The sequence below is a fragment of the Streptomyces sp. SudanB5_2050 genome, assembly GCF_964272335.1.
Lineage (GTDB): Bacteria > Actinomycetota > Actinomycetes > Streptomycetales > Streptomycetaceae > Streptomyces > Streptomyces rochei.
The window spans coordinates 6,125,275-6,150,320 of the sequence record NZ_OZ186760.1; the positions used below are offsets into that span (position 1 = coordinate 6,125,275).

A 25,046-nucleotide genomic window follows, 5' to 3' on the forward strand; every position below is an offset into this window, starting at 1 on the left:
CGGGTCACTCTGCCAAGGTGGCGGCGCCGGGTGGTCCTCCCGTGGGGGGTGGGGCCGCCCGGCCACCCGTCCTCGCAACGCCGTTCGAGGCGTCCCCCGACACGCCGCGGGGCGCGCGCCGGTGCGCCGGAATTTCCGGATGCCCCGTTTTCATCCGGGCGCCTCGGTGGACAATCAGGAGCATGAGTCAGCAGGGGGGAAGTCCCGCCGACGACTGGTGGGCGCAGCTGTACGACGACCGTGCCGACGACACCGGCCCCACCGCCGCGCCCGATTCCCTGGACGACCGCTTCGCCTCCGCCGCGGGGACGGTGGCCCGCGGGCCGGACCACGGGACGCGGGGGGACCCCGGCCCACCGCCGCCGACGCGCCCGCCGTCCACGACGCCCGCCCCCGAGCCGTCACCGGCCACCGACGGCCACCGCCCCTGGTGGGCGACGCCCGCGCCCCCCGGCGTCCCCGGCCCGCGCACCGAGAGCACCGCCCGCCGCCCGGCCGGCCCGCCCCCGCCCCGGGCACCGTGGGAACCCCCGCCCGCCGCCCCCGCCGTCCCGGCGAACTTCCCGCCCGCCCCGGCCACCCCGCCCGGCGCCGCCCCCGCCGACCCCGGCCCGCCACCCCCGACGACCGAAGCCCCCGGCCCGCCACCACCCGCCGACGGCCCGCCCCCGCCCGCCGACGGCCCGCCCCCGCCCACCGACGGCCCACCACCGCCCGCCGACGGACCCCCGGCCCGCCGGCCCGGAGCCGTGCCCGACCGGGGGCGGGCGGGGCCCCGGGGGCGTACCACCTCGGGGACCGGCGCCGGTGACCTCTCGGAGCCGCCGGCCGACGAGACCGCGACGGCCCCCGGCGGCCCGCCGCCACCGCCCCGGACCGTTCCCGGACTGCCTCCGCTCCCGCACCCGTTCCTCCCCTCGACTCCTTCCGGGCCCGCCCCCGACGGCACCGGCCGCGACTACGTCGGCTCCGGGCCGCCGACGTACGACCCCGAGCCCACGGCCCTGCCGCCCGCCGACCCGGACCAGCTGGACGGGCTGGTGGCGGACACCGTGCTGGAGGGCGCCCGGTACGGCGGCCGCACCCTGCGTGCCGTCTCCGTGCGGGGGGACTCCGCCCGCTACCGGGGCGAACCGCGCCGGGACGCGCTGCTCGTCGCCCGCTTCGGCGCCGGGGAGCAGGCGCTGGTGCTGGTGGCGATGGCGACCGGGGCCCGCGCGACCGCCGGGGCGCACCGCGCCGCCGCCGAGGTGTGCCGGTGGATCGGGCGGGCCGTGGGCCGCAGCCACGCCCGGCTCGGCGAGGACCTGCGGGCCGCCCGGCGCGGCGACCTGAAGTCCGGGCTGCACCGCCTCACCGACCGCAGCCTCGGCCGGCTCCGGGCCGGCGCCGCCGACCAGGGCCTGAGCCCCGACGAGTACGCGGCCACCCTGCGCTGTCTGCTGCTGCCCGCCGACCCCGAGTGCCGTACCCGGGTGTACTTCGGCGTGGGCGGGGGCGGACTGCTGCGGCTGCGGGACGGGGTCTGGCAGAACATGGAGCCGAGCCCCGGCGAGGTCGCCGGCGCACCCGTCGTCGGGTTCGGGTCGGCCTCCGGCGGGACGGCGGACGACGACCGGCTCACCATGGACCTCGGCATCACCGCCCCGCCCGGCCCGCACGGCGACCCGCCCGCCGGGCGGCCCCGCGACCCCTTCCGCTTCCGGGCCTCCGTAGCCCGCCCGGGTGATGTGCTCCTGATGTGTACCGCGGGCCTCGCCGAGCCGCTGCTGAGCGAGCCCGAACTGGGCGAACTCCTCGCCCGGCGGTGGTCCGGCCGCACCCCGCCCGGCCTCGCGGAGTTCCTCGCCGACAGCCGCGTCCGGGTCAAGGGCTACGCCGACGACCGCACCGCCGCCGCCGTTTGGGAGGCGTGAGGCCGCTCGGTGTGCCATAGCTGGAGCCATGGCCAAACAGAACGTCGCGGAACAGTTCGTCGACATCCTCACCCGGGCCGGCGTCAAGCGCCTCTACGGCGTCGTCGGTGACAGCCTCAACCCGGTCGTGGACGCCGTGCGCCGCCACTCCGGCATCGAGTGGGTGCACGTGCGTCACGAGGAGACCGCCGCCTTCGCGGCCGGCGCGGAGGCCCAGATCACCGGGAAGCTCACCGCGTGCGCCGGCTCCTGCGGCCCCGGCAACCTCCACCTCATCAACGGGCTGTACGACGCCCACCGCTCCGCGGCCCCCGTCCTCGCCCTCGCCTCGCAGATCCCGTCCAGCGAGATCGGCCTCGGATTCTTCCAGGAGACCCACCCCGACCAGCTCTTCCGCGAGTGCAGCCACTACAGCGAGCTGATCTCCAGCCCGAAGCAGATGCCCCGGCTGCTCCAGACCGCCATCCAGCACGCCGTCGGCCAGGGCGGCGTCAGCGTCGTCTCGCTGCCCGGCGACATCGCCGACGAGCCCGCGCCGGAGAAGGCCGCCGAGACCGCCCTGGTCACCTCGCGGCCGACCGTACGGCCCGGCGACGAGGAGATCGACCGGCTGGTGCGGCTGATCGACGACGCCGACAAGGTCACCCTCTTCTGCGGCGCCGGCACGGCGGGCGCGCACGCCGAGGTGATGGAGTTCGCCGAGAAGATCAAGTCACCGGTCGGGCACGCCCTGCGGGGCAAGGAGTGGATCCAGTACGACAACCCGTACGACGTGGGGATGAGCGGCCTGCTCGGGTACGGCGCGGCCTACGAGGCCACCCACGAGTGCGACCTGCTGATCCTGCTCGGCACGGACTTCCCGTACAACGCCTTCCTGCCCGACGACGTGAAGATCGCCCAGATCGACGTCCGGCCCGAGCACCTGGGCCGGCGCTCCAAGCTGGACCTCGCGGTGTGGGGCGACGCGAAGGAGACCCTGCGCTGCCTGATCCCGCGGGTGAAGGAGAAGAAGAGCCGCCGTTTCCTGGACCGGATGCTGAAGAAGCACGCCGACGCGCTGGAGGGCGTGGTCAAGGCGTACACCCGCAAGGTCGACAAGCACGTCCCGATCCACCCCGAGTACGTCGCCGCCGTGCTGGACGAGATGGCCGACGACGACGCCGTGTTCACCGTCGACACCGGCATGTGCAACGTTTGGGCCGCCCGCTACATCTCGCCCAACGGCAAGCGCCGGATCATCGGCTCCTTCTCGCACGGCTCGATGGCGAACGCGCTGCCCATGGCGATCGGCGCCCAGTTCACCGACCGGCGCCGGCAGGTCGTGTCGATGTCCGGCGACGGCGGATTCACCATGCTGATGGGCGACTTCCTCACCCTCGTCCAGCACGACCTGCCCGTGAAGGTGGTCCTGTTCAACAACTCCTCGCTCGGCATGGTCGAGCTGGAGATGCTGGTCGCGGGCCTGCCCTCGCACGGCGTGTCCAACTCCAACCCCGACTTCGCCGCGGTCGCCGAGGCCTGTGGCGCCTTCGGGGTGCGGGTGGAGAAGCCGAAGGACCTGGCGGGGGCGCTGAAGGCGGCGTTCAAGCACAAGGGCCCGGCCCTCGTCGACGTCGTCACCGACCCCAACGCGCTGTCCATCCCGCCGAAGATCAGCGCCGACATGGTCACCGGCTTCGCCCTGTCCGCCTCGAAGATCGTGCTGGACGGCGGGGTCGGCCGGATGCTCCAGATGGCCCGCTCGAACCTGCGCAACGTGCCGCGTCCGTGACCGGCGGGCGGCGGCCCGGAAGGTCCGCGGGCGAATCCGGATGACTGCCCGGGGCCCGAATGGGCAAGGCTTCCCCCGTGAAGGTGTTCGAACAGGGAGGGGACCGACATCACCACGCGGACGGGGGACAGGGAGAGGAAGGCGGTGCCACAGCTCAGGAAGCGGCTGGGCAGGGCGGACCTGCGGGCGGTGCCCGAGGCCCGGCGGGCGCTGCGCGACCTGCTGCGGCACTGGGGCGGGCCGGGACGGTCGGAGATCGCGGAGCTGCTCACCAGTGAGCTGGTCACCAACGCGCTCGTCCACACCGACGACGGCGCGGTCCTGACCGCCACGGTCGGACCGCGCGCGCTGCGGGTCGAGGTGCGGGACCACGCGGGCCGGCCGCCCCGGCCGCGCGATCCGCGCCCGGAGGAGAGCACCGGCGGCCGGGGCCTGCTCCTGGTGCAGTCCCTCGCCGACGACTGGGGGGTGCTGCCCTGGGGCGCGGGCAAATCCGTCTGGTTCGAACTGGACGCCGAGGCGGCCTGAGGCGCCGGGTGGGTCCCCGGCGCCTCGCCGTCCTCGCGCGGCCGGCGGTCGGTCCCGCTCCCGGGAGTGTGACGACAGGACCTAGCCGAACTGCTGCTCCAGGTCCTTGAGCTTGCGCTCCAGGGAGTCCAGACGCGGCAGGGCCTGGGTGTCGTCCTCCGCGGTGAGGTCGACGGTCACCGGGTCAGCTCCGTTGCGCACGGGCTGCAAGGAGGGCCGCTGGCGTACGGGCAGGGGCTCCGGGGTGGATATGGCAGGCTCCGCGGTGGCCCGCTCGGTGCCGCGCTCCACCTGCTGCACCTCGACCTCGACCGGCCGGCCGCCGCGCCCGGGGAAGCCCCGGTGGCCGTGCCCCCGGCTGATCGCCTTGAGCTGGGCCCGCTCCAGGCGCTCCTGCTCGCGCCGGCGCTGCTTGGCCTCTTCCTTCTGGCGCCGGTCGTCGCGCACCTCCTCGACCGCCTCGTCGAGGCTGCGCACGCCCTCCAGGAGCATCAGGGACCAGGCGCGGTACGTCTCCCGGGGAGCCCGCAGCCAGCGGACCATCCGGATCTGCGGCAGCGGACGCGGCACCAGGCCCTGCTCGCGCAGCGCGGCCCGGCGGGTCTGCTTGAGCGCGCGGTCGAACAGGACCGCCGCCGACAGGGACATGCCCGCGAAGAAGTGCGGGGCGCCGGCGTGCCCGATACCGCGGGGCGCGTGCACCCAGTTGAACCACGCCGCGGCGAACGCGAAGGTCCACACGAGTATCCGGGAGCCGAGTGCCGCGTCGCCGTGGCTGGCCTCGCGCACCGCGAGGACGGAGCAGAACATCGCCGCCCCGTCGAGGCCGAAGGGGACCAGGTACTGCCAGCCGCCGCTCAGGCCGAGGTTCTGCTCACCGAAGCCGACCAGACCGTGGAAGGAGAGCGCCGCGGCGACCGCGGCACAGCAGAAGAGCAGGACGTAGGAGACGCTGCCGTAGAGGGCTTCCTTGCGCCTGCGCCGCTCCTCCATACGCTCCCACGAGTCGTCCGCGCCCGCGTCCTTTCCCGAGGAACGCTTGCCTCGCGCGAGCACCGCCACCGCCGCCAGCATGCCCAGGAGCAGCACGGCGCCCGGAAGCAGCCAGTTCAGCGATATGTCGGTCAATCTCATCTGGGGTCCCTTGCATTGGGATAGGGCGTAACGCCCGCCATGGTGGCCCAAACCCAGCGGCCCTCAGGGGGTTTCGGGGCAAGAGGCCGCCAAGGGAGTGAGAGGGGGTGCCCAGGGCGGCTTTCTGCTCGAACTGCCGCGTGAGGGGCGGGAGTTGAGTTCGATTAAGACTACCCGTACGGGTGGTTCCGCGGAAACTTCCCGCGACACGTGGGGGAGTTGTGAAACAGCGCGGATGATCTTAACCGACGACCGGTCAACTCGCGGTGGCGAGCAGCTTCTCGACGCGGTCGGCGTCGCAGGTGCGGGGGCAGGTGGCGCAGGTGTCCTCGGGGCGGACCGTGTAGAACATGCAGCAGCTCGCCCGGTCCCGGGTGTGCAGCGGCCGGCCGTCCGGGCCGGTCAGCTCGCGGAACGCCGCGTCGCCGACGTAGGGCTTGGTCGCGCCCGGCAGCAGCAGCTCCAGCTCGTGCCGCGCGCGCTCCTGCTCGCCGAGGAGATGGGCCACGTACCACAGGCCCTCGACGACCTCGTCGGTCGCCATGCCCCACAGGGCCCGTCCGCGCCGCCGCATACGGGGGCCGAATCCGGCCAGTACCGGCTCCAAGTGCTCGGCGACGGCGGCCCGCACCTCCGCCCGCAGCGCCTCCTCGTCGGCGACCACCCGGGCGCCGGGCAGGGCGGCGGCCGGATCGCCGGGCAGGCAGGCGAAACCGGCGGGGCGCACGGCCATGCGGCCGAGGGGCAGGCCGGCGGCGGAGCGGTCGTAGGCGACGTGGGCGGCGGGGTAACGGGGCACCCGGCGGTGCAGGAACCACGGCACGGTGATCAGCAGGCAGGCCGGCCACGCGTACCGGTGCAGTCCGAAGCTCGCCACGACGTCCGGCCGCGCCCGCTGCCCGTAGTCCCGCAGCACCTGCGCGTCGTCCCAGGCGAGGAAGGCGTCCAGCTCCGCCCCGCCATCGGCCAGCGCCCCGGCCGCCACCCAGCCGCCGTCGCGCGGGATCTCGCCGGACGGGCCGAGTTCGGTGACGCCCAGGCCCGGGAGGACCTCGGCCAGGCGCGCGTAGGCGTCCGTGAGGGCCGTGCGGGTGACAGGCATGGGGACCACCGATCCACGTCGGAACGAACGGGCAGCTTGAGGTAAGCCTTACCTTACCCAAGATCGTCGGGATGTGAATGAGCGGCCCGTGCCCGTATCGTGCTTGACGGGCAAGTGACAAGCCGCCGTAATGACCTCAAGTACCGACACGTCCCCCAGGAGGGCCCCGTGAAGCCGAGCGCGTACTCCGCCGCGTCCGCAGCGGCGCGTGTCCCGGCGCAGCCCGGCGCCGCGGACGCGCACCGGGAGCGGGACGTCCACCGGAGCGGCGCCCCGGACCGGGGCGGTGACCGGGACCGGAGCGGTGACCGGGGCCGGGGCGGGAGCGAGGACCGGGCCCGCGGCGCCGGGGAGCCGGTCGGGGCCGCGCGCGGCGAGCACACCCACAGCGAGCCCCCCGCCCCCCGCCCGCGCGTCGTCGTCCAGCGCTCCTCGGTGCGCGGACAGGTGCTGGACGCCCTGCGCACCGCGCTGCTCTCCGGCGAGCTGCGGCCCGGCGAGGTCTACTCGGCGCCCGCGCTCGGCGAGCGGTTCGGCGTCTCGGCCACGCCCGTGCGCGAGGCCATGCAGCAGCTGGCCGTCGAGGGCGCCGTCGAGGTCGTCCCCAACCGTGGCTTCCGGGTCGTCCGGCGCGGCGACCGGGAACTGGCGGAACTGGCCGAGGTGCGGGCGCTGCTGGAGGCCCCGGTGTGGCTCCGCCTGTCCCGGACCGTGCCCGCCGAGCGGTGGGCGGAACTGCGTCCGCTCGCCGAGTCCACGGTCCGGGCCGCGTCGTCCGGCTGCCCCGCGACCTACGCCGAGGCCGACCGCGCCTTCCACCGCGCGGTGCTCGCCCTGGCGGGCAACGAACAGCTCGTCGCGATCGCCGGTGACGTGCACCGACGTGCCCAGTGGCCGCCGGCCGGCGCGGGCGCGGGCCGAGGCCGGGCCGGCCTGATCGCCGACGCGCACGAGCACACGGCCCTGCTGGACGCGCTGATCGCCGGCGACCAGGAGCTGGTGCGGACCCTGGTGGGGGAGCACTTCACCGGCGCGCGCTGAGCGCGTCCCCCACCCGCGGCGCACCGCTTCCTACGACACCTCCTGCCGTTCCGCGCGGCTCGCCGGCACCGGCTTCTCCGTACCCCGCCCCTTGCGGCGCGCGGGGCGGGCGCCGGCGCCGCGGTCGTACATCTCGATGGCCAGCGGAGAGGCCGTGAACACCGAGGAGTACGTGCCGACCCCCACGCCGATCAGCAGGGCGAGGGCGAAGTCGGTCAGCGAGTCGTCGGCGAGGACGGCCAGCGAGGCGAGGATCAGCACCGCGCCCATGCCCGTGTTGACCGTGCGCGGCAGCGTCTGCAGGATCGCCCGGTTGGTGAGCCGTGCGAAGGACGCCTTCCGGTCCTTGCCGGCCAGCAGCTCGCGGATGCGGTCGAAGAGGACCACCGAGTCGTTGACCGAGTAGCCGATCACGGTGAGCAGCGCGGCCAGGAACACCCCGTCGATCGGTTTGCCCAGCCAGGCGAAGACACCGACCAGGATGACCACGTCGTGGGCGAGCGCGCTCACCGCCGCGGTGCCGAACAGGAGCCGGAAGCGGACCGCGAGATACAGCAACTGGGCGGCCAGGGCCAGCCCCAGCGCGATCAGGGCGTCCTTGCGCAGTTCCTCGCCGAGGCTGGGGCCGATCAGCTCGTCGCGGAGCTTCTCCGTCTCGCCGCCCAGCTCACCGATGGTCCTGGTGACGGTCTCCGCCTCGGCGTCGGTCAGCTCCTCGGTGCGCACCGTGAGGTCGCCGTCGCCGGAGGACTGGACGACGGCGCGGGGGAAGCCGACGTCGGCGAGGGCGTCCCGGGCCCGGTCGGCGTCGACCTGGGTGGTGGTGGAGTACTCGATCAGCCGGCCGCCGGTGAACTCGATCCCGAAGTCGAGGCCGCGGACCAGGATGCCGGAACCGGCTGCCACCATGACCAGCGCGGAGGCGGCCAGCCAGCGGCGCGGCCGGCGCATCAGGAACGGATCGCGGCGCAGCAGCGCGTCCCGGACCGGGCCGGTCGTCGAGATGCCGGTGATGTGCGGGCGGCGGAAGACCGCCGGGCGGCTCGCGGCGAACTCGGCGAGCACCCGGGTGATCACCAGGGCGCTGACCATGGAGGCGAGCACACCGATGCCCAGGGTGACGCCGAAGCCCTTCACCGGACCGGAGGCCAGGAAGAACAGCAGGGCGGCGGCGATCAGCGTGGTGACGTTGGAGTCGGCGATCGCGCTGAAGGCGCTGCGGAACCCGGCGGTCAGCGACGAACGGGTGCTCGGGCGGGTCCGGGCGGCCTGTTCCTCGCGGGCGCGTTCGAAGACCAGGACGTTGGCGTCCACCGCCATGCCGATGGCGAGGACGAAACCGGCCAGGCCCGGCAGGGTCAGGGTTGCGCCGACCGCCGCCAGCGCGGCGTAGGAGATCAGGCCGTAGCAGAGCAGGGCCACGGTCGCGAGGGCGCCCATGAGGCGGTAGACGACGATGATGAACAGCGCGGTGAGCGCGGTGCCGATGACCGCGGCCCAGGCGCCGGCCGAGATGGCCTCGTCGCCCAGGGTCGCGCCGATGGTGCGCTGCTCGATGGTCTCGACCGGCACGGGCAGGGCACCGCCCTTGATGAGCAGCGCCAGCTCGCGGGCCTCGGCGTCGGAGAAGGAGCCGGTGATCTGGGTGGTGCCGCCGGCGATGCCCGCCCCGCAGGCCACCGAGGGGTCGACCTGCGGCGAGGAGATGATCTTGTTGTCGAGCACGATGGCGACCCGGCGCCGCGGGTCGCCGGCCGGGTGGCAGGCGGCCTCGCCGGTCACCTTCGCCCAGCGGTCGCCGCCGGCGTCCTCGAAGTCCACGGTGACCTGCCAGCCGGCTCCGCTCTGCTGGTCGAAGCGGGCGTCGGCGCCCTTGACGTCCTCACCGGTCAGGGTCGGCGCCTCGAGCCGCAGACGCAGGCCCTCCTCGTCGGGCAGGACGCGTTCCCCCTTCTCGCCCTCGGCGGCCTCGGCGTCCGCGCCGGTGCCCTCGGCCGCCCCCAGCACCGGGTGGACGGTGAGCTGCGCGGTACGGCCCAGTACGTCGGCCGCCTGCTGGGGGTCCTGGACGCCGGGCAGCTCCACGACGACGCGGTTGTCCCCGGAACGGACGATGGTGGGCTCGGCGACGCCGAGCGCGTCGATCCGGCCGCGCAGCACCTCCACGGTGCGGTCGGTGGCCTCGCGGTCGGCCTCGGTGGTCTTGGTGGACTTGGTCTCCAGCACGATCTGGGTGCCGCCGCGCAGGTCGAGCCCGAGGCGGACCGGCATGGTCAGGGCGATGGTGACGGCCGCGGCCATCACCAGGAGGGCGACGAGCGCGCGTCCCCTGAGGGAGTGCGCGCGGGAGCGGGGACGGGAACGTTTCAACACGGACCTCCGGCAGGCACGCCGCGGCGGCGGCCGAGCGCGGCCGCGGCGGGAGAAGGAAGGAGAAGGGGATGTGACGGGTGTCAGGTGCCGGAGGAGGCGGGCGGCGCGCGCCCGCGGTCGTGGCTGGTGCGGCCGGGGGAGACGGGTGCGGCGCCGGACGGCGCGGTGGTCCGCCGGTGGGTGACGGGGACGGTACGCGGGGACCGCGTCGCGGTGGCCAGGCGCTCGGAGGGCGCCGGGCGCTCGGCGAGGTGGTCGTGCCGGGGCCGGGCCTGGGTGGCGCAGGGGGAGGCACAGCCGTCGTCGGCGTGGAACCCGGTGTCGGGGTGCGGGACGGTCGTCGCCGCGGCGGGAGCGCCCGGCAGCGCGAGGCGCGCACCGGCCACGGGGCCGGCCGGGACCAGCGTCAGCAGGACGGCCAGCAGCACCGTGAGCGTCGCCGCGAGCCGGTGACCCGGGGCGGTGCGGGGTGCGGGGCGCATGCACCGTCCCTTTCTGGTGGTCGGCGGGCGGAGCGGGCCCGGGGCTCCGGCCGGGGAGTGGGCGGCCGAAGTCCCGGGCGGACGAGGGGCGTCAGGGCTCGATGAGCCCCGCGCGGATGGCGTACCGGGTCAGCTCCAGGCGGTCGCGCAGCCCGAGCTTCTGCAGCAGGTTCGCCCGGTGCCGCTGGACGGTCTTGATGCTGATGAAGAGGATCTCGGCGATCTCCTTCGAGGAGTGGCCCTCGGCGACCAGCTTGAGCACCTCCTCCTCACGGGGCGTGAGGATGTGGTCGGCGTTCTCCTCGCCGTGCCGGACCCGGTCCAGGTAGTTGCGGATCAGGGCGGTGACCGCGCCCGGGTACAGGAAGGGCTCGTCGCGCATCGCGGCCCGGCAGGCGGCGACCAGATCGCGGTCGGCGACCGACTTCAGGACGTAGCCGCAGGCCCCGGACTTCAGCGCCTGGAACAGGTACTGCTCGTTGTCGTGCATCGTCAGCATCAGGATGCGCAGACCCGGTTTCAGAGCGGCCAGCTCCCGGGCCGCCTGGAGACCGGTGAGGCGGGGCATCGCGATGTCCAGGACGGCCAGGTCCACGGCGTGCGCCCGCGCCATGTCGATGGCCTCCGCGCCGTCCCCGGCCTCGGCGACGACCTCCAGGTCCGGCTCCCGGTCGAGGATGAGGCGCACCCCCCGGCGTACCAGCGCGTGGTCGTCGGCGAGCAGGATGCGAATCCTGGAGGGGTCGGCGGAGGACGCCGCGGACGAACCGGACGGGGCCCGTCCCGGCAGGGACGGGTCGGGCAGGGAGGGGTCGGACATGGTCAGGGCTGCTTCCTGGGGACGGGTGCGGTGAGCCGGATGCGGGTGCCGGCGCCGGATTCCGAGGTGATGTCGAGGGCGGCCCCGATGAGCAGCGCCCGTTCCCGCATGCCGCGGATGCCGGCGCCCTCGCAGGCGGCCTCGGCGGTGCCCCGGCCGTCGTCGGCGATGGTGAGGACCACCGCGTCCTCGGCGCGGCCGAGGCTCACCTCCACGCGTTCGGCGTCCGCGTGGCGGGCCGCGTTGGTCAGGCTCTCCTGCGCCACGCGGTAGAGGACCAGCTCGGTCTCCGGGTCCAGGGGCGGCAGATCGGAGTCGAACCGGCGCACGACCCGCAGGCCGGTGTGGGTGGCGAAGTCGTGCGTGAGCGAGGACAGGGCGCTGATCAGACCGAGGTCGTCCAGGACACCCGGCCGCAGCCGGCGCACCAGGCGGCGCACCTCGTCCAGGCTCTCCCGGGTGATCTCCTGCGCCTGCTGCAGCTCCTCGCGCATCGGCTCGTCCGCGTCGTCGGCGGCGCGCCCGAGCACCAGCAGGATCGCGGTCATGCTCTGCCCGACCTCGTCGTGCAGCTCCTGGGCGATGCGCCGCCGCTCCGCCTCCTGGGCGAGCAGGACCCGGGCGCTGCTCGTGGCGCGCTCGTGCTCCAGCCGGTCGAGCATCGCGTTGAAGGTGCGGATCAGCTCGGGCACGTCACCGCCGCCGGACACCGGCAGCCGCTGGCCGGGGCGCAGCAGGTCGACGGTGGTCATCAGCTTCGTGAGGCGGTCCAGGGGCGCCAGTCCCCACCGCAGCAGGGTGCCGTTGGCGACCAGCATGACGGCCATGCCGCCCACCAGGACGACCGCCTCGGTCAGCAGCACCGGCACGGAGACGGTCACCGGGGCCCACAGCAGCAGTGCCGTGGCGAAGCCCAGCACCACCGAGTTGAGCCCGAAGATCCGCCAGAACAGGGACACCGGGGGGTACGCCTCCTTCTGCGACGCGTCGACTGGTACGCCTCCACTGTCGGTCATCGCGCGCCCTCGGCGGGAGCCGCCCCCGGGTCCGTCCGGCGAATCGGACCTGGTCGCGACCGAGCAAGCGACCAGCGTGCCCCGCGCGAAGCCGCCGGGTCGATGGGGTCCAACCCCCATTTCCGGGCGGCGGCACACCCATACATGGGTCACGGCGCGCCGCGCAGTGGATGCTCCGGCCCCGGGCAAATGGGGCCTGCGCCCGATGGGTTTCCCCGCCGGCTCCGGCCAGGGTTGAGGCTGACCGGGTCTGATCGGCCCGGCGCTCGCCGTACCCGCGGAACCTTCCGGGCAGTAGCCGGAACCCTCGGGCACCGACGGCGGAACCCACCCGCAGAACCTTCCGAAAAGAGGACGCACCGTGTCGCTCGACGCCTCCCGCATCGAACCCCGCCCCGAGCGGCTGACCTCTCACGAGGCGCGCCAGCGTCTCGAGCACGCCCGCAACACCCGCATGACCCAGCTCCAGGCCCTCGGTGAGAGCGGCCAGGCCGACGACCAGCTGATGTCCGCGCAGACGGCGGCCATCGAACGGGTGCTCAAGGAGATCGACGAGGCGTTCGCCCGCATCGACGCCGGCACCTACGGCACCTGCATGGGCTGCGGCAAGCCGGTCCCCGGGGAGCGCCTGGAAATCCTCCCCTACACGCGCTACTGCGTCGCCTGCCAGCGCCGCGCCGCCGCCTGAGCGCCGTCCCGTCCAGCCTTCCTCTCCCGCCCTGCCCAAGGGGTGAAGTGGTGAACAAGCAGATCATCGACGACCGCGACACGCGTCTGTCGCCCGCGGACCTCGCCGTGCTCCGGGAGAACCTCCGGGAGCAGCGGCTCTTCCGCGAGGAGCAGCTGCGCCAGATCGCGGCCGTCCCGTCCCGCGCCGGCGAGCCGAGCCGGCGGTCCGCCGGGCAGACCGAGGTCCGGGTCAAGCTCGCGGCCTCCGCCCGCATGGTCCTCGCCGACGTCGAGGCGGCCCTCGCCCGCATGGCCGAGGGCCGTTACGGCGCCTGCCACCTGTGCCGGCGCCCCATCGACCGCGAGCGCCTGATGATCGTGCCGCAGGCCCGCTACTGCGCTCGCTGCCAGCAGGTGCGGGAGGCGGGGCGATGACCACGGTCCGGCGGTCCCGTGCCGCCCGTGCCCCGCACCGGCCGTGGCCGATGTGCCGGCACTGCACCGGAGTCGCCCTCGACATGGGCAGCGCCCGCACCCGCGCCTGGGTCGCCGGGCGGGGCGTGATCCTCGACGTGCCGACCGTGACCTTCCCGGGCGCCGGCGCCGTCTACCCCATCCAGCGCGGTTCCATCGTCGACACCGCGGGCACGGCGCGGATGCTCGACCGGCTGCTGGGGCACCGCCTGCCCCGCTTCACCCGCCCCCTGGTCGTGGTCACCGCACCGGTGCTGGACGGGTACGCCTACCGCAACGAGGCCCGTACCGCCGTGGAGGTGCTGCGCCCGCGCAGCGTGCTGACCGTGCCCAGCGCCCGCGCCGTGGCCCTCGCGGCGGGCGCGGACCTGACCCGGCCGCTGCTGGTGATCGACATCGGCGCCCATCTCACCGAGCTGGTGCTGCTGGTGGACGGCGCCGTCTTCGACGCGCGGCGCACCGCGCTGGGCACCGGCGACCTCGACGAGAACACGCCGGCGGCGCGGATCGGGGAGGCGGTGGCCGACATGACGACCTCGATGCTGCGCCAGGACCGTACGTCCCTCACCGTCGACGCCCTCGGCCGCGGGCCGCTGCTGGCCGGCGGGGGCGCCCTGCGTCCCGAGATCACCTGCGACCTCACCCGCAGACTGCACGCCCCGCTGCGGGCGGTGCCGGCTCCCCACACGGCCGCCGTGCGCGGCGCCGCGAAGCTCCTGGGGGTCGCCCACGTCCACCCGTCCACGGCGGGTACGGACCCGCCGGAGGAACACCCGCACTGACCGGCGGGCCGCGCCGGCCGGCGCGCCCGCTCCCGCCGGCCGGGAGCGGAACGGCGCCCCGCGCCCGGCGTCCCGGCCGACGCGCGCCGCCGTCGGTGCGGCCGCGCCCGCTCGCGCGCCGTTTCCGCGCGTACGGTCCGCCCCCGCCCTGCCCCGTCCCCGCACCCCCGAGCCGCCGTGCGGGTGCCGGCCACGCTCCCGGACCGGTACCCGCACGGTCGTCCCCGCCCGACCGCTCACGTCCCGTCCCCGCCCACCCCCGCCGTCGACGCCCCGGCACCGACGGCCCGATCCGGCTGCCCCGAGCCCGGAAGGAGGCACCCCGTGGCCGGTGAGATCCCCCGAGCCCAGCCGCCCCCCGCCGAACCCGACCCCGTGCGGGACGCGCACCCCTACGTCCTGCTGTGGCAGTGGCGGCGCAATCCGCTGCGGCGCCGCACCGATCGGCTCCGGGCGTGGATCGCCCTGGGACTTGCGCTCTTCGTGCTGCTCGCCGCGCCGGCGGCGATGTACGCCGTCGGCGACACGGTCCACCGTCACTACCGGAGCACCGCCGAGCACGAGGCCCGCACCCGGGACCAGCGCCCCGCGGTCCTCGTCCACGACGCCCCGCGCCACCCGGAGCCCGGGTCGGACGAGGCGAGGGAGACCCGGTATCCGGTCGAGGTGCGTTTCACCGGCCCGGACGGGGCGGTCAGGACCGGGACCACGGACGTCGAGCCGGGACTGCCGGCGGACAGCACCGTACTGGTCTGGGTCGACGCGGCCGGGGAGATCACCGGGCCACCGCTCACCGCGGACGAGATCCGCAGCCGCACGATGGGCTGGGCCCTCCTCGCCTTCCTGGGCGTCGTCCTGGCCGGCCTCGCGGCCCACGGCGTCACCGGACTGGTGCTGCACCGCCGCAACCTCGCCGGATGGGACGCCGCCTGGGCAGACACCGCCCGCCGCTGGACCAGGGCCCCGTGACCCCGCCGCCGTCCCGCCCCCACCCGGTCGCACCGTCATCCGACCCCGTACGCGCGAGGTCACCGCCCCGCCTGCGGGCAGCCGCTGCCGCCCCGCCGCCCTGCCTCCGCAGGCGACCGGCCCAGCCTCCGACCCGTCACCGTCCGGGCCCCGCGCCGCGCGTGCCGCGCGCCGAAGGGTCCGTCGGCCGCCGGGCCGCCCTCTCCGCCCGCGCACCGGGCCGGCCGGCCGTCGCGCCCGTGCCGCGCCGTGCCTCCGCGTGCCGCACCGCCTCAGCCCGCCGCCGTACCCCTCACCGGCCGGTCACCGCGGTGCGCCGCGGGGCCCGGCCCGCCGCGCACCACACCCTCACCCGCCCGGAGAGCACCCGGCACCGCACCGGTCCCCGCCCCGTCCGCGTCTCCGCCGCGTCGTAGTGCACCCGCGTCTCCGCCGCGCCGTAGCGCACCCGCGCCCCCACCCCGTCGCACCGCACCCGCGTCCTCAGGCCGTCGCCGCGTCCGGCGCGGGTGGTGTCAGATGGCGGGCCAGCCACGTCGGTACACCGCCGAGCAGGCGGAACAGCCGTCGCGCCTCCTCGCGCAGCCGGGACGCCTCCGGCTCGGACTCCGCGTCGGCCAGGGACACCAGCGCCGGTGCCGTGCCGACGAGGTAGCCCAGTTCCTCCCGGATCCGCAGCGACTCGGCGAAGCCGTGCCGGGCCTCGGCCAACTCCCCTTCCCGCAGGGCGAGTCCGGCCAAGTGGCGCCAGGTGAAGGACTGCAGGAGCGGGTCGGCGTGCGCGGTCGCGCCGGCGTGGGCGCGCCGGTAGGCCGCGCGGGCGGCCTGCGGCGAGCGGGCCAGGTTCTCCGCGAGCAGCCCGCGCCGGAAGTCCAGCAGCGCCCGCCCCGCGGCGCCCGGCGGGACGAGGGCCGCCGCGCGGCCGAGCGCGGCCCGTGCCTCGTCGGAACGGTCGCGCACCCCGTGCACGGTCGCGGCGTACGCGAGCTGCCCGCGTTCACAGGCGGCGGCACCGCGCTCCTCGTCGCTGTGGGCCAGCGCCTCGGCGGTGCGCAGCGCGTCCTCCGCGTCCGCCCAGCCCTGCTCGGTGTACAGGCACCGCTCCACCAGCAGCGCGGTCCGCTGCAACGCGGTCGCCGCGGTGACCGGCTCCAGCAGGGCCGCCGCGTCGGCCCAGCAGGCGCGGGAACGCAACCGCCACACGGCGGTCTGGAGCGGATCGTCACCCTCGTTCGTTCCCCAGCCAGAACCAGCCATGGCGGAATGCGCCACGTCGCCCTCCCCTTAGCACGCCATCGAGCTCTCGAGTGGTGGCGGCATCTCAGCACGGATACGGCGGCCCGGCCAAGGGGGTGGGTGAAAGATTTCACAAAGTCGTGGGAGTTCCCGGCGCCGAGGTTTGGCGCCGGGAAGGGGCCTCGTGCGGCCCGCGCCTCAGCTCATCCGCAGTGCCAGGAAGAAGTCGAGCTTGTCCTCCAGGCGCGACAGGTCACGGCCCGTCAACTGCTCGATCCGGCCGACGCGGTAGCGCAGGGTGTTGACGTGCAGGTGGAGCCGGGTGGCACAGCGCGTCCAGGAGCCGTCGCTGTCGAGGAACGCCTCCAGCGTCGGGATCAGCTCGGCGCGGTGCCGGCGGTCGTAGTCCCGCAGCGGGTCCAGCAGCCGGGCGGTGAAGGCCCGGCGGACGTCGTCGGGAACGAAGGGGAGGAGCAGGACGTGCGACGCCAGCTCCTGGTGCCCCGCCGCGCACACCCGGCCGGCGCGCGCCGCGGCGACCCGACGGGCGTGCCGTGCCTCCTCCAGCGCCCCGCGCAGCCCCTCCGCCGAGTGCACGGCCGCGCTGACGCCGAGGGTGACCCGTCCGTCGCCGTCCAGCCCCGCCGACAGCGGTTCCCGTACGGACTCCAGCAGGGCGTCGGCGAGGACGCCGGCCTCGGAGCCGTCGTGCTCGGTGGAGACCGCGGGCAGCGGCACCAGGGCGACGGCCTCGCCGCCGGTGTGCGCCACCGCGATGCGGTCGGAGTGCTCGGGGCCGGTGGCGAGCGGGTCGACGAGGATCTCCTCCAGCAGCGTCTGGGCGACCGGCCCGGTCTCCGCCTCGTCGTCCTCCCACTCGACGCGGGCCACGACGACCTGCCAGTGCGGTGCCGCGCCCAGGCCCGGCAGCAGCACCGGCGCCGCCACCCGCAGCCGGGCCGCGATCTCGGCGGGCGCCGCCCCGGTCTGCACCAGCTCCAGCACCTCCTGGGCGAGTCGCCGCCGCACCGTGCGGGCGGCGTCCCGCCGGTCCCGCTCGACGGCGATCAGCTGGGTGACGCCGTACAGCAGGTCGAGCCGCTCCTCGGCCCAGTCCCCGGCGTCCGCCTCCACCACCAGAAGCCAGTCCGACAGCACCGTCTCGCGCACGTCCCGCCCGGGCCCGGCCGCCTGCGGCGCGCGGCCCGCGGCGCCCGTCGCCGGGGGGTGCCCGGAGCCGCGCACCGGGAACAGGCTGTACGTGGTCCCGCCCAGCGGCACCCGGTGCGGCGCGCGCCGGCCCGCCCGGGTGGCGGCCAGGTGCTCCGCCGCCAGCTTCCCGCACACCTCGGCGGGGAGCGCGGGCCCGGCGTCCTTCGGACCGGCCACCGGACGCCCGGTCGGCGACAGCACCCAGGCCCGCAGGTCCAGGTCGGAGCCGAGCAGGTCGAGGACCACGTCGGGCCCACCGCCCGCCGGACCGGACGTCATCATCCGGCGGTGCCGGTCCACCACGGCGGCCAGATCGCCGGCCCGCTCGCCGGAGACCTGCCGGACCACGTGCTCGGTGATGGTGGCGAAGGCCACCGACTCGTGCACCGCGAACAGCGGCAGCCGGTGCCGCGCGCACGCCACCACCAGGTCCTCGGGCACGCTCCCCAGCTCCGCCTCGCCGGCGGCGAGGGCCGCCACGCCGGCCTGCACCAGGATGCGCACGAAAGGCTCCGAGTCGGCGGCGTCCCGGCGCCAGGCCAGGCCGGACAGGACCAGCTCGCCGCCCGACAGATAGCGGCTGGGGTCCCGCAGGTCGGTGGTCATCACGCCCCGCACGGAGCGGTCCAGCTCGTCCTCGCCGCCGAGCAGCTTGAGGCCCAGCGCATCGGTGTCCAGCAGTGCGCGCAGCCGCATTCTCGTCGCCGCCGTTCTTTGTCTCGAAGTGTTCCAGGTCACGCGGCTGTGTCGCCCGTTGCCGGAGGAAAACAGGGAGGTTTCCGATGGCCTCCGTTCATACGAATCTACAAGATGCCCGCCCTGGCCAGCCAACTCCTTCAGTGTTTCTGCGACTGACCCTGGTGGAGCGGCGGACGGTGTACTGGGCCCACTCCGGATGAACAGCACATGAACGAGCCCGGCCCGCGGCGCACCGGATGGCTCGAACCGTACGACCCACCAGACGACGAGGAAGTGAGCCGGTCATGGACGTCCTGCGCTCCGCCAGCCCCATGATCCTCGACACGCCGGCGATCCCGGCCGACGTGCCCCCTCTCGCCGAGGCCCGCACGCCACCACGTCCGGAACACCTCACCGGCACGGCGTGAGCAGACCTCCGGGCGGCGCACGGAACGTCACACACTCCGCGCCGCCCGGAGCACCACCGGGGCCCGCACCGCTCGCGGGCCCGCCAGCACCACACCATGCGTTCGTCTCGGGCCGTCCCCCGGGTCGTGCACATCCCAAATCCCGCGACCGCCCCAGCGGTTCGCGCGGGTGCCCCTATGAACCTTGGGAGACGGCCCCATGACCCAGCAGTCCGTGGAGCCCAAGACCACCGCCGAGGACGCGGGCGCGGGTTCCCGCGTCCCCTCCGGCCGGTCTTGGCTCGACCGGTACTTCCACATAACCCACCGGGGATCGACGGTCGCGCGTGAGGTGCGCGGCGGCATCACCACCTTCATGGCGATGGCGTACATCGTCCTGCTCAACCCCATCCTGCTCGGCGGCGAGGACGTCGCGGGCAACACCCTCGGCCAGAAGGCCGTGATCACCGCGACGGCGCTCGCCGCGGCGGTCACCACGCTCTTGATGGGCTTCGTCGGCAAGGTGCCGCTCGCCCTGGCCGCCGGTCTCTCGGTGTCCGGGGTCATCGCCGGCCAGGTCGTCCCCCAGATGACCTGGGGGCAGGCCATGGCCATGTGCGTGATGTACGGCGTGGTCATCATGCTGCTCGTGGTCACCGGGCTGCGCGAGATGATCATGAACGCGATCCCGCTCGCGCTCAAGCACGGCATCACCATGGGCATCGGCCTGTTCATCGCCATCATCGGCTTCGTCAAGGGCGGGTTCGTCCACGGGGGCGAGGCCACCCCGCTCCAGCTCGGCCCCGCCGGTGAACTCGCGGGCTGGCCCGTGCTGCTCTTCGCGGGCACCCTGCTCCTGATCTTCATGCTCCAGGCGCGCAACACCCCCGGCGCGATCCTGATCGGCATCGTCACCGGCACGATCGTCGCCGCCCTGCTCAACGCCACCGGTGTCATCGACCCCGAGCAGTGGGCCAACGGAGCGCCCGAACTGCACGGCAGCGCGGTCTCCATGCCCGACTTCTCGCTCTTCGGTGAGCTAGAGTTCGGCGGCTGGGGCGACGTCGGAGCCATGACCGTCGGCATGATCGTCTTCACGCTGGTGCTGGCCGGCTTCTTCGACGCGATGGCCACCATCATCGGCGTCGGCACCGAGGCCAAGCTCGCCGACGACAAGGGCCGCATGCCGGGCCTGTCCAAGGCGCTGTTCATCGACGGCGCCGGCGGTGCCATCGGCGGCGTCGCGGGCGGCTCCGGCCAGACCGTCTTCGTGGAGTCCGCGACCGGCGTCGGCGAGGGCGCCCGCACCGGGCTCGCCTCGGTCGTCACCGGTCTGTTCTTCGCGGCCTGCCTCTTCTTCACGCCGATCACCGCGATCGTGCCGCAGGAGGTCGCCTCCGCCGCGCTGGTCGTCATCGGCGCGATGATGATGATGAACGCCCGGCACGTCGACTGGGCCGACCGCGCCACCGCGATCCCGGTCTTCCTGACCGTCGTCCTGATGCCGTTCACCTACTCCATCACGGCGGGCGTCGCCGCCGGAGTCATCTCCTACGTCGCCATCAAGGCCGCCCAGGGCAAGGCCCGGGAGATCGGCGCGTTCATGTGGGCCCTGACGGCGATCTTCCTCGTCTACTTCGCCCTCGCCCCGATCGAGAGCTGGCTGGGGGTGCACTAGCCGCGACTTCGGGAACCCCTCCACCACCGCCGTACGGACGTGCGGGCGGGCAGCCGGAGCAGGTGGGCGAGGAGACCGAGGAGACCGACGGATGCTGGACATCGCCGAAGAACTGCACCGGTGGGTCGAGCAGGGACGCGACTTCGCCGTGGCCACCGTGGTGGCGGTCGAGGGCAGCGCCCCCCGTCCGCCCGGCGCCGCCCTCGCGGTGGACGCCGACGGCACGGCGGTCGGTTCGGTCTCCGGCGGCTGTGTGGAGGGCGCCGTGTACGAGCTGTGCCGGCAGGCGCTGCGGGACGGGCGGCCGGTCCCGCGGCGTTTCGGCCACAGCGACGAGGACGCCTTCGCCGAGGGTCTGACCTGCGGCGGAGTCGTCGACGTCCTGGTCATGCCGGTACGGGTCGGCGATCCCGTCCGGCCGGTGCTCGCCGCCGCCCCGTCCGCCGCCGCCCGCGGGGAGCCGGCGGCGGTGGCGCGCGTCGTGAGCGGACCGGCCGAGCTGACCGGCCGCGCGCTCGTCGTGCGCCCCGACGGCTCCCACGAGGGCGGTCTCGGCGGCCACCCGGAGCTGGACCGCACCGCCGCGTCCGAGGCGGGCGCCTTCCTGGAGGCCGGCCGCACCGGCACCCTGGAGATCGGTGAGCGCGGCTCGCGCTGCGGAGCGCCGCTGACCCTGCTGGTCGAGTCCCGCGCACCCGCGCCGCGCATGATCGTGTTCGGGGCGATCGACTTCGCCTCCGCACTGGTCCGGGCCGGGAAGTTCCTCGGGTACCACGTCACCGTGTGCGACGCCCGGCCCGTCTTCGCCACCGCGGCCCGCTTCCCGGACGCCGACGAGGTCGTCGTCGAGTGGCCGCACGCCTACCTCGCGCGCACCGACGTGGACGCCCGCACGGTGCTGTGCGTCCTGACCCACGACCCCAAGTTCGACGTACCGCTGCTGCGGCGGGCGCTGCGGCTGCCCGTGGCGTACGTCGGCGCGATGGGCTCCCGCCGCACCCATCTGGACCGCGAGGCGCGCCTGCGCGAGGCGGGCGTCGGCGACCTGGAGCTGGCCCGCCTCAGGTCCCCGATCGGCCTCGACCTCGGCGCCCGCACCCCGGAGGAGACGGCGCTGTCCATCGCCGCCGAGATCGTCGCGGCCCGCCGCGGCGGCACGGGCGCCTCGCTGACGGGCGCCCGCACCCCCATCCACCACGACGGCCCGCAGTCCCCGGCGGGCCGGATCGGGTCGGTGGCCTGATCCGGCCGGTCAGTCCCGGCCCGGCCCCTTCCTGACCAGGGACACGTCCGCGACCACCGGCCGGTGGTCCGAGGCCGTCGCTTCCGCGGGCACGCCCGCGCCCTCCACCCGCACGCCGTCGCCCACCGCCACGTAGTCGATCCGCTTCACCGGGGCCGCGGCCGGGTAGGTCGGGCCGGTGCCGGTCCCGGCGTCGTCCAGCTCCTTCCACAACGGCCCCAGTTCCGGCGCCGACGGCTCGGCGTTGAAGTCGCCGAGGAGCACCTGGCGTGCCCCGGGCAGCGCGGCCCGCTCCCGCGCCATGATCCGCCGGGTGTCGGCGACCTGCGCCACCCGCACGGCCGGGTCGGCCCGGTAGTCGAGGTGCGTCACGAACACCTGCACCGGCACCCCGCGGACCTTGAGGGTGACCTCGCCGAAGCCGGGCGCCGGGGCCGGCACCGGGTTCTGGTCCTGCGTGGACAGGCGGGTGATCTCGTGATTGGTCTCCGAACGGATCGGGAAGCGGGACAGCACCGCCACGCCGTACTCGCGCCGCGGTCCGCCGGCCTCCACCGGGTCGAGGCTGTAGATCGGCGCGAACGACACCCGCATGCCGAGCCGGCGGGCCAGCTCACCGGCGACGTCGAGGTTCCCGCTGCGTGCGCCCCAGTGGACGTCGACCTCCTGGAGGCCGATCACGTCCGCGTCGAGGGCGCGCAGCGCGGCGGCCTGCCGGTCGAGGTCGAAGACGCCGTCCGAGCCCGTTCCGGCGTGGATGTTGTACGTCGCCACGCGCAGCGGGACGGCGTGTCCCTGCCCGGCGGCGGAGGCGGGCGGCGCGGCGACGGCCAGGCTCAACAGTGCCCCGGCGACCGACAGTTGGACGTAGGTGTGCGCTCTGACAGACATGGCGGCACGGTACGCGGGAAACGGCTGCGGCGTGGCGCGCGGCGCCGTTGCGACCGCATGCCGTCCCCCGGGCGCCACCGGTGGTTCACGGGTGCCGCAGCAGCCGGTTCACCGTCCGGCCGAAGACGTACCGTCCCGCGCGGACCAGGACGCCGTCGAAGGCGGACGGCAGGAGACGGACCGTCAGCTCCTCGTGCCACACGACCCGGGTGCGGCCGCCGGGCCCCGGCCGCACCTCGATCTCCGCCCAGCCGCCGACCAGCCGGCCGCGCTTCTCCAGCCGGCAGCGGCCGGGGGAGTCGTCCTCGGGCGGTTCCCAGACGGTCACCTCCATGGTGTCGTCGAAGGCGAGCGGGCCGAGACCGGTGCGGGCCACGATCGCCGTGCCCGGCCGGGTGGGGCCGGGCGTGGCGACGGTGACGCGGGTCAGCGGTACGGAGTCCCCGTGCCGCTGCCAGGCGGTGAGCCTGCGCCAGGCCTCGTCCAGGGGGAGCGGAGCGGTGCGTTCGAGCGAGAAGACGGCCACGCGACGATCGTAAGGACCGCGGCCGGCGGATCAGCGGTAGACCTCGCCCGGCTCCGCCCTGCCGGGCGCCAGCAGCTGCGGCACCGTCACGAACACATAGCCCCGCTCCTTGAGCGCGTCGATGATCCCGGGCACCGCCGGCACCGTGCCGTCGTAGATGTCGTGCAGCAGGATGATGCCGTCCCGGGAGGACTGGTCGAGGACGCGCTCGGTGATCAGGTCGGGGTCGTCGGTCTTGTAGTCCTTGGCGGTCACGCTCCACAGCACCTCCGCCAGCCCCAGCTCCCGGCAGATCTCGTGGACCGTGTCGTCGGTGCGGCCCTGCGGGGGACGCATCAGGGTGGGGCGCTTGCCGGTCAGGCGCTCTATCTCCTTGTTCGGGCGCTCCAGTTCCTCGCGTATCTCGTCCGGTTCGGCGTCGGTGAGGATCTTGTGCGTCCAGGTGTGACTGGCCACCTCGTGCCCCTCGTCGGCCATGCGCCTGACAAGTTCGGGATAGGTGTCGATGTGCCGCTTGCCGAGCAGGAAGAAGGTCGCCGGGACCTGCTTGTCCTTCAGTATGTCGAGCAGCCGTGCCGAGTTCTCGCTCGGTCCGGCGTCGAAGGTCAGCGCGATGCACTTGGCCTGGCGGCAGTCGACGGTGCCGAACCCGGCCGCCCGTGCCGGGGCGCCCGCCGCGCCCCGGACGGTGCTGGGCGAGGTCGTCTCCAGTTTCGTGCAGCCGCTCAGCGCCAGCGTCAGCGAGGCGGCCGCCGCGAGGGTCGCCGCGCCGCGCAACCCGGTCCCCGTTTTCGTCATCTTCCTGGTCAGCGAAAGCATGCGAGGACTATACACAGCGAGTATATACGCAGTTTATAGTCCCCCCTCGAATGTGAGTTCGGGGTAGTGGTGGTCCCCGCCGGGTTACTCAGCCGACACGCACGTGACGGCGAGAGTGAGGAGGACCCCGTGAGCGAGAGCCCCCTGCGGGACAGCCCTGCGAGCGGACGCCGCTGGCGCCGGGCCCTGGTGACCGGCGGTGCCGGCTTCGTGGGGTCCCACCTGTGCGGCCGGCTGCTGGACGCCGGTACGGACGTCGTGTGCCTCGACAACCTGGCCACCGGGTCGCGCGCCAATGTGGCCGAACTGGAGCGGCATCGCGGCTTCCGGTTCGTCCGGGCCGACGCCACCGACCCGGCCGCCCTGCGCGCACTGCCCGGCCGCTTCGACCTGATCCTGCACTTCGCCTGCCCGGCCTCGCCCGCCGACTACCTCCGGCTGCCCCTGGAGACCCTCGACGTCGGCAGCACCGGCACCCGCAACGCTCTGGAGCGGGCCCGCGCCGACGGCGCCCGCTTCCTGCTGGCCTCCACCTCCGAGGTCTACGGCGACCCGCTGGAGCACCCGCAGCGCGAGACCTACTGGGGCAACGTCAACCCGATCGGCCCGCGCAGCGTCTACGACGAGTCCAAGCGCTTCGCCGAGGCCCTGGTCACCGCCCACCGCCAGGTGCACGGCACCGACACCGCCATCGTCCGCATCTTCAACACCTACGGCCCCCGCATGCGCACCGGAGACGGCCGGGCCGTCCCCACCTTCATCGCGCAGGCCCTGGACGGCATGCCCCTCACCGTCGCCGGGGACGGCGGCCAGACCCGCTCGCTCTGCTACGTCGACGACACCGTCGAGGGCGTCCTGGCCCTCGCCGCCTCCGCCGAGACCGGGCCGATGAACATCGGCGGCGCCGACGAGATCACCATGCTGGAGCTGGCCCGCCGCGTCGTCGAACTCACCGGGTCCGGCTCCCGCATCCGCTTCGTGGACCGCCCCGTCGACGACCCCGGACGGCGCAAGCCCGACACGACCCTGGCCCGGGAACGGCTCGGCTGGCAGCCCCGGGTCGGCTGGAGCGAGGGGCTGGAGCGGACCATCGGCTGGTTCGCGCACGCCGTGGCCGCATAGCGGGCAATATGCCCGGATTGCTCACTTTCCGTGATGAGTGCGCTCATTTCCGGAATTGAGTTGTCTCCAAGTGTTTGACCCAGCTGCCCTGCGGCACCCGCGAGACCGGAGAGGCCACAGAAGCCGGAGAGACCCCAGTCAATCGGAGAGACCCCAG

At 74.6% G+C, this 25,046-nt stretch carries 23 protein-coding genes; 12 read left to right on the plus strand and 11 right to left on the minus strand.

All coding sequences use genetic code 11. The features are described 5' to 3' along the window. Nucleotides 1-182 precede the first annotated feature (182 nt). From ACFZP7_RS27280 to ACFZP7_RS27290, 3 genes are all read left to right on the plus strand, one after another. The gene (locus ACFZP7_RS27280) at nt 183-1,916 is read left to right on the plus strand and encodes a protein phosphatase 2C domain-containing protein (protein WP_385636340.1); all 1,734 of its coding nucleotides are present in this window, start codon (nt 183-185) and stop codon (nt 1,914-1,916) included. A 28-nt stretch (nt 1,917-1,944) separates the two neighbouring features. Next, a complete protein-coding gene (locus ACFZP7_RS27285; protein WP_019326096.1) occupies nt 1,945-3,687 on the plus strand; it encodes a pyruvate dehydrogenase in 1,743 nt (580 codons plus the stop codon). A 144-nt stretch (nt 3,688-3,831) separates the two neighbouring features. Beyond that, nucleotides 3,832-4,215: an ATP-binding protein gene (locus ACFZP7_RS27290; protein WP_019326097.1), complete on the plus strand. Its 384-nt coding sequence runs from the start codon at nt 3,832-3,834 to the stop codon at nt 4,213-4,215. Nucleotides 4,216-4,296: 81 nt separating this feature from the next. Here the strand turns inward: ACFZP7_RS27290 and ACFZP7_RS27295 are convergent, their stop codons facing one another. Together ACFZP7_RS27295 and ACFZP7_RS27300 are read right to left on the minus strand one after the other, a co-directional pair. Then, complete coding sequence (locus tag ACFZP7_RS27295) at nt 4,297-5,349, minus strand: DUF2637 domain-containing protein (protein ID WP_029393458.1); 1,053 nt, start codon at nt 5,347-5,349, stop codon at nt 4,297-4,299. A 256-nt stretch (nt 5,350-5,605) separates the two neighbouring features. Further along, complete coding sequence (locus ACFZP7_RS27300; protein ID WP_385636342.1) at nt 5,606-6,451, minus strand: (2Fe-2S)-binding protein; 846 nt, start codon at nt 6,449-6,451, stop codon at nt 5,606-5,608. Between the two features lie 168 nt (nt 6,452-6,619). On the opposite strand from ACFZP7_RS27300, the gene ACFZP7_RS27305 reads away from it, so the two are divergent. Then, nucleotides 6,620-7,492, plus strand: coding sequence for a GntR family transcriptional regulator (locus ACFZP7_RS27305; protein ID WP_385636345.1), 873 nt, complete (start codon nt 6,620-6,622; stop codon nt 7,490-7,492). A 30-nt stretch (nt 7,493-7,522) separates the two neighbouring features. Here ACFZP7_RS27305 and secD read toward each other — a convergent pair whose 3' ends face one another. The 4 genes from secD to ACFZP7_RS27325 form a co-directional block, all read right to left on the minus strand. After that, on the minus strand, nt 7,523-9,862 hold the full coding sequence (gene secD, locus ACFZP7_RS27310) for a protein translocase subunit SecD (RefSeq protein WP_385636348.1): 2,340 nt from the start codon (nt 9,860-9,862) through the stop codon (nt 7,523-7,525). Between the two features lie 83 nt (nt 9,863-9,945). Continuing rightward, nucleotides 9,946-10,347, minus strand: coding sequence for a hypothetical protein (locus ACFZP7_RS27315; RefSeq protein ID WP_385636350.1), 402 nt, complete (start codon nt 10,345-10,347; stop codon nt 9,946-9,948). A gap of 91 nt (nt 10,348-10,438) precedes the next feature. Then, the gene (locus ACFZP7_RS27320) at nt 10,439-11,167 is read right to left on the minus strand and encodes a response regulator transcription factor (protein ID WP_019326103.1); all 729 of its coding nucleotides are present in this window, start codon (nt 11,165-11,167) and stop codon (nt 10,439-10,441) included. Between the two features lie 2 nt (nt 11,168-11,169). Further along, nucleotides 11,170-12,126: a HAMP domain-containing sensor histidine kinase gene (locus tag ACFZP7_RS27325; protein ID WP_031022726.1), complete on the minus strand. Its 957-nt coding sequence runs from the start codon at nt 12,124-12,126 to the stop codon at nt 11,170-11,172. A gap of 418 nt (nt 12,127-12,544) precedes the next feature. Here ACFZP7_RS27325 and ACFZP7_RS27330 point away from each other — a divergent pair, with 418 nt between their 5' ends. The 4 genes from ACFZP7_RS27330 (at nt 12,545) to ACFZP7_RS27345 (ending at nt 15,077) form a co-directional block, all read left to right on the plus strand. Beyond that, a complete protein-coding gene (locus ACFZP7_RS27330; protein ID WP_019326105.1) occupies nt 12,545-12,871 on the plus strand; it encodes a TraR/DksA C4-type zinc finger protein in 327 nt (108 codons plus the stop codon). Nucleotides 12,872-12,918: 47 nt separating this feature from the next. Continuing rightward, entirely contained in the window at nt 12,919-13,287 is a 369-nt protein-coding gene (locus tag ACFZP7_RS27335) for a TraR/DksA C4-type zinc finger protein (RefSeq protein WP_029393459.1), read from the plus strand. Then, the gene (locus ACFZP7_RS27340; protein ID WP_031022723.1) at nt 13,284-14,108 is read left to right on the plus strand and encodes a rod shape-determining protein; all 825 of its coding nucleotides are present in this window, start codon (nt 13,284-13,286) and stop codon (nt 14,106-14,108) included. Before ACFZP7_RS27335 ends, ACFZP7_RS27340 begins: the two co-directional genes overlap by 4 nt. Before the next feature lie 324 nt (nt 14,109-14,432). Further along, complete coding sequence (locus ACFZP7_RS27345) at nt 14,433-15,077, plus strand: hypothetical protein (RefSeq protein ID WP_019326108.1); 645 nt, start codon at nt 14,433-14,435, stop codon at nt 15,075-15,077. A 483-nt stretch (nt 15,078-15,560) separates the two neighbouring features. On the opposite strand, the gene ACFZP7_RS27350 is transcribed toward ACFZP7_RS27345, so the two are convergent. Both ACFZP7_RS27350 and ACFZP7_RS27355 read right to left on the minus strand, forming a co-directional pair. After that, nucleotides 15,561-16,349, minus strand: coding sequence for a hypothetical protein (locus tag ACFZP7_RS27350; RefSeq protein ID WP_031022428.1), 789 nt, complete (start codon nt 16,347-16,349; stop codon nt 15,561-15,563). A gap of 162 nt (nt 16,350-16,511) precedes the next feature. Next, nucleotides 16,512-18,221: a PucR family transcriptional regulator ligand-binding domain-containing protein gene (locus ACFZP7_RS27355; protein WP_031022425.1), complete on the minus strand. Its 1,710-nt coding sequence runs from the start codon at nt 18,219-18,221 to the stop codon at nt 16,512-16,514. A 287-nt stretch (nt 18,222-18,508) separates the two neighbouring features. Here ACFZP7_RS27355 and ACFZP7_RS27360 point away from each other — a divergent pair, with 287 nt between their 5' ends. From ACFZP7_RS27360 to ACFZP7_RS27370, 3 genes are all read left to right on the plus strand, one after another. Beyond that, entirely contained in the window at nt 18,509-18,631 is a 123-nt protein-coding gene (locus ACFZP7_RS27360; RefSeq protein WP_019330109.1) for a hypothetical protein, read from the plus strand. Nucleotides 18,632-18,830: 199 nt separating this feature from the next. After that, nucleotides 18,831-20,288 (plus strand): NCS2 family permease, encoded by a 1,458-nt coding sequence (locus tag ACFZP7_RS27365; RefSeq protein WP_220672545.1) that lies wholly within the window; start codon nt 18,831-18,833, stop codon nt 20,286-20,288. 91 nt (nt 20,289-20,379) lie between these two features. Then, on the plus strand, nt 20,380-21,531 hold the full coding sequence (locus tag ACFZP7_RS27370; protein WP_385636357.1) for an XdhC family protein: 1,152 nt from the start codon (nt 20,380-20,382) through the stop codon (nt 21,529-21,531). A gap of 9 nt (nt 21,532-21,540) precedes the next feature. On the opposite strand, the gene ACFZP7_RS27375 is transcribed toward ACFZP7_RS27370, so the two are convergent. The 3 genes from ACFZP7_RS27375 to ACFZP7_RS27385 all read right to left on the minus strand — a co-directional run bounded on the left by ACFZP7_RS27375 (nt 21,541) and on the right by ACFZP7_RS27385 (nt 23,767). Continuing rightward, nucleotides 21,541-22,422 carry an endonuclease/exonuclease/phosphatase family protein gene (locus ACFZP7_RS27375; RefSeq protein WP_385636360.1) on the minus strand — a complete coding sequence of 294 codons (882 nt, stop codon included), beginning with the start codon at nt 22,420-22,422 and terminating at the stop codon, nt 21,541-21,543. Nucleotides 22,423-22,507: 85 nt separating this feature from the next. Next, complete coding sequence (locus tag ACFZP7_RS27380; RefSeq protein ID WP_385636362.1) at nt 22,508-22,948, minus strand: SRPBCC family protein; 441 nt, start codon at nt 22,946-22,948, stop codon at nt 22,508-22,510. Nucleotides 22,949-22,978: 30 nt separating this feature from the next. Continuing rightward, on the minus strand, nt 22,979-23,767 hold the full coding sequence (locus tag ACFZP7_RS27385) for a polysaccharide deacetylase family protein (protein ID WP_385636365.1): 789 nt from the start codon (nt 23,765-23,767) through the stop codon (nt 22,979-22,981). Between the two features lie 129 nt (nt 23,768-23,896). Here ACFZP7_RS27385 and ACFZP7_RS27390 point away from each other — a divergent pair, with 129 nt between their 5' ends. Continuing rightward, nucleotides 23,897-24,889: a UDP-glucuronic acid decarboxylase family protein gene (locus ACFZP7_RS27390; protein WP_030977761.1), complete on the plus strand. Its 993-nt coding sequence runs from the start codon at nt 23,897-23,899 to the stop codon at nt 24,887-24,889. Nucleotides 24,890-25,046: the final 157 nt, after the last annotated feature.

Coding starts and splice junctions, on each gene's coding strand:
- ACFZP7_RS27280 (WP_385636340.1), top strand. CDS start 183: ATGAGTCAGCAGGGGGGAAGTCCCGCCGACGACTGGTGGGCGCAGCTG.
- ACFZP7_RS27285 (WP_019326096.1), top strand. CDS start 1,945: ATGGCCAAACAGAACGTCGCGGAACAGTTCGTCGACATCCTCACCCGG.
- ACFZP7_RS27295 (WP_029393458.1), bottom strand. CDS start 5,349: ATGAGATTGACCGACATATCGCTGAACTGGCTGCTTCCGGGCGCCGTG.
- ACFZP7_RS27300 (WP_385636342.1), bottom strand. CDS start 6,451: ATGCCTGTCACCCGCACGGCCCTCACGGACGCCTACGCGCGCCTGGCC.
- ACFZP7_RS27315 (WP_385636350.1), bottom strand. CDS start 10,347: ATGCGCCCCGCACCCCGCACCGCCCCGGGTCACCGGCTCGCGGCGACG.
- ACFZP7_RS27320 (WP_019326103.1), bottom strand. CDS start 11,167: ATGTCCGACCCCTCCCTGCCCGACCCGTCCCTGCCGGGACGGGCCCCG.
- ACFZP7_RS27340 (WP_031022723.1), top strand. CDS start 13,284: ATGACCACGGTCCGGCGGTCCCGTGCCGCCCGTGCCCCGCACCGGCCG.
- ACFZP7_RS27355 (WP_031022425.1), bottom strand. CDS start 18,221: ATGCGGCTGCGCGCACTGCTGGACACCGATGCGCTGGGCCTCAAGCTG.
- ACFZP7_RS27360 (WP_019330109.1), top strand. CDS start 18,509: ATGGACGTCCTGCGCTCCGCCAGCCCCATGATCCTCGACACGCCGGCG.
- ACFZP7_RS27365 (WP_220672545.1), top strand. CDS start 18,831: ATGACCCAGCAGTCCGTGGAGCCCAAGACCACCGCCGAGGACGCGGGC.
- ACFZP7_RS27370 (WP_385636357.1), top strand. CDS start 20,380: ATGCTGGACATCGCCGAAGAACTGCACCGGTGGGTCGAGCAGGGACGC.
- ACFZP7_RS27375 (WP_385636360.1), bottom strand. CDS start 22,422: ATGTCTGTCAGAGCGCACACCTACGTCCAACTGTCGGTCGCCGGGGCA.
- ACFZP7_RS27385 (WP_385636365.1), bottom strand. CDS start 23,767: ATGCTTTCGCTGACCAGGAAGATGACGAAAACGGGGACCGGGTTGCGC.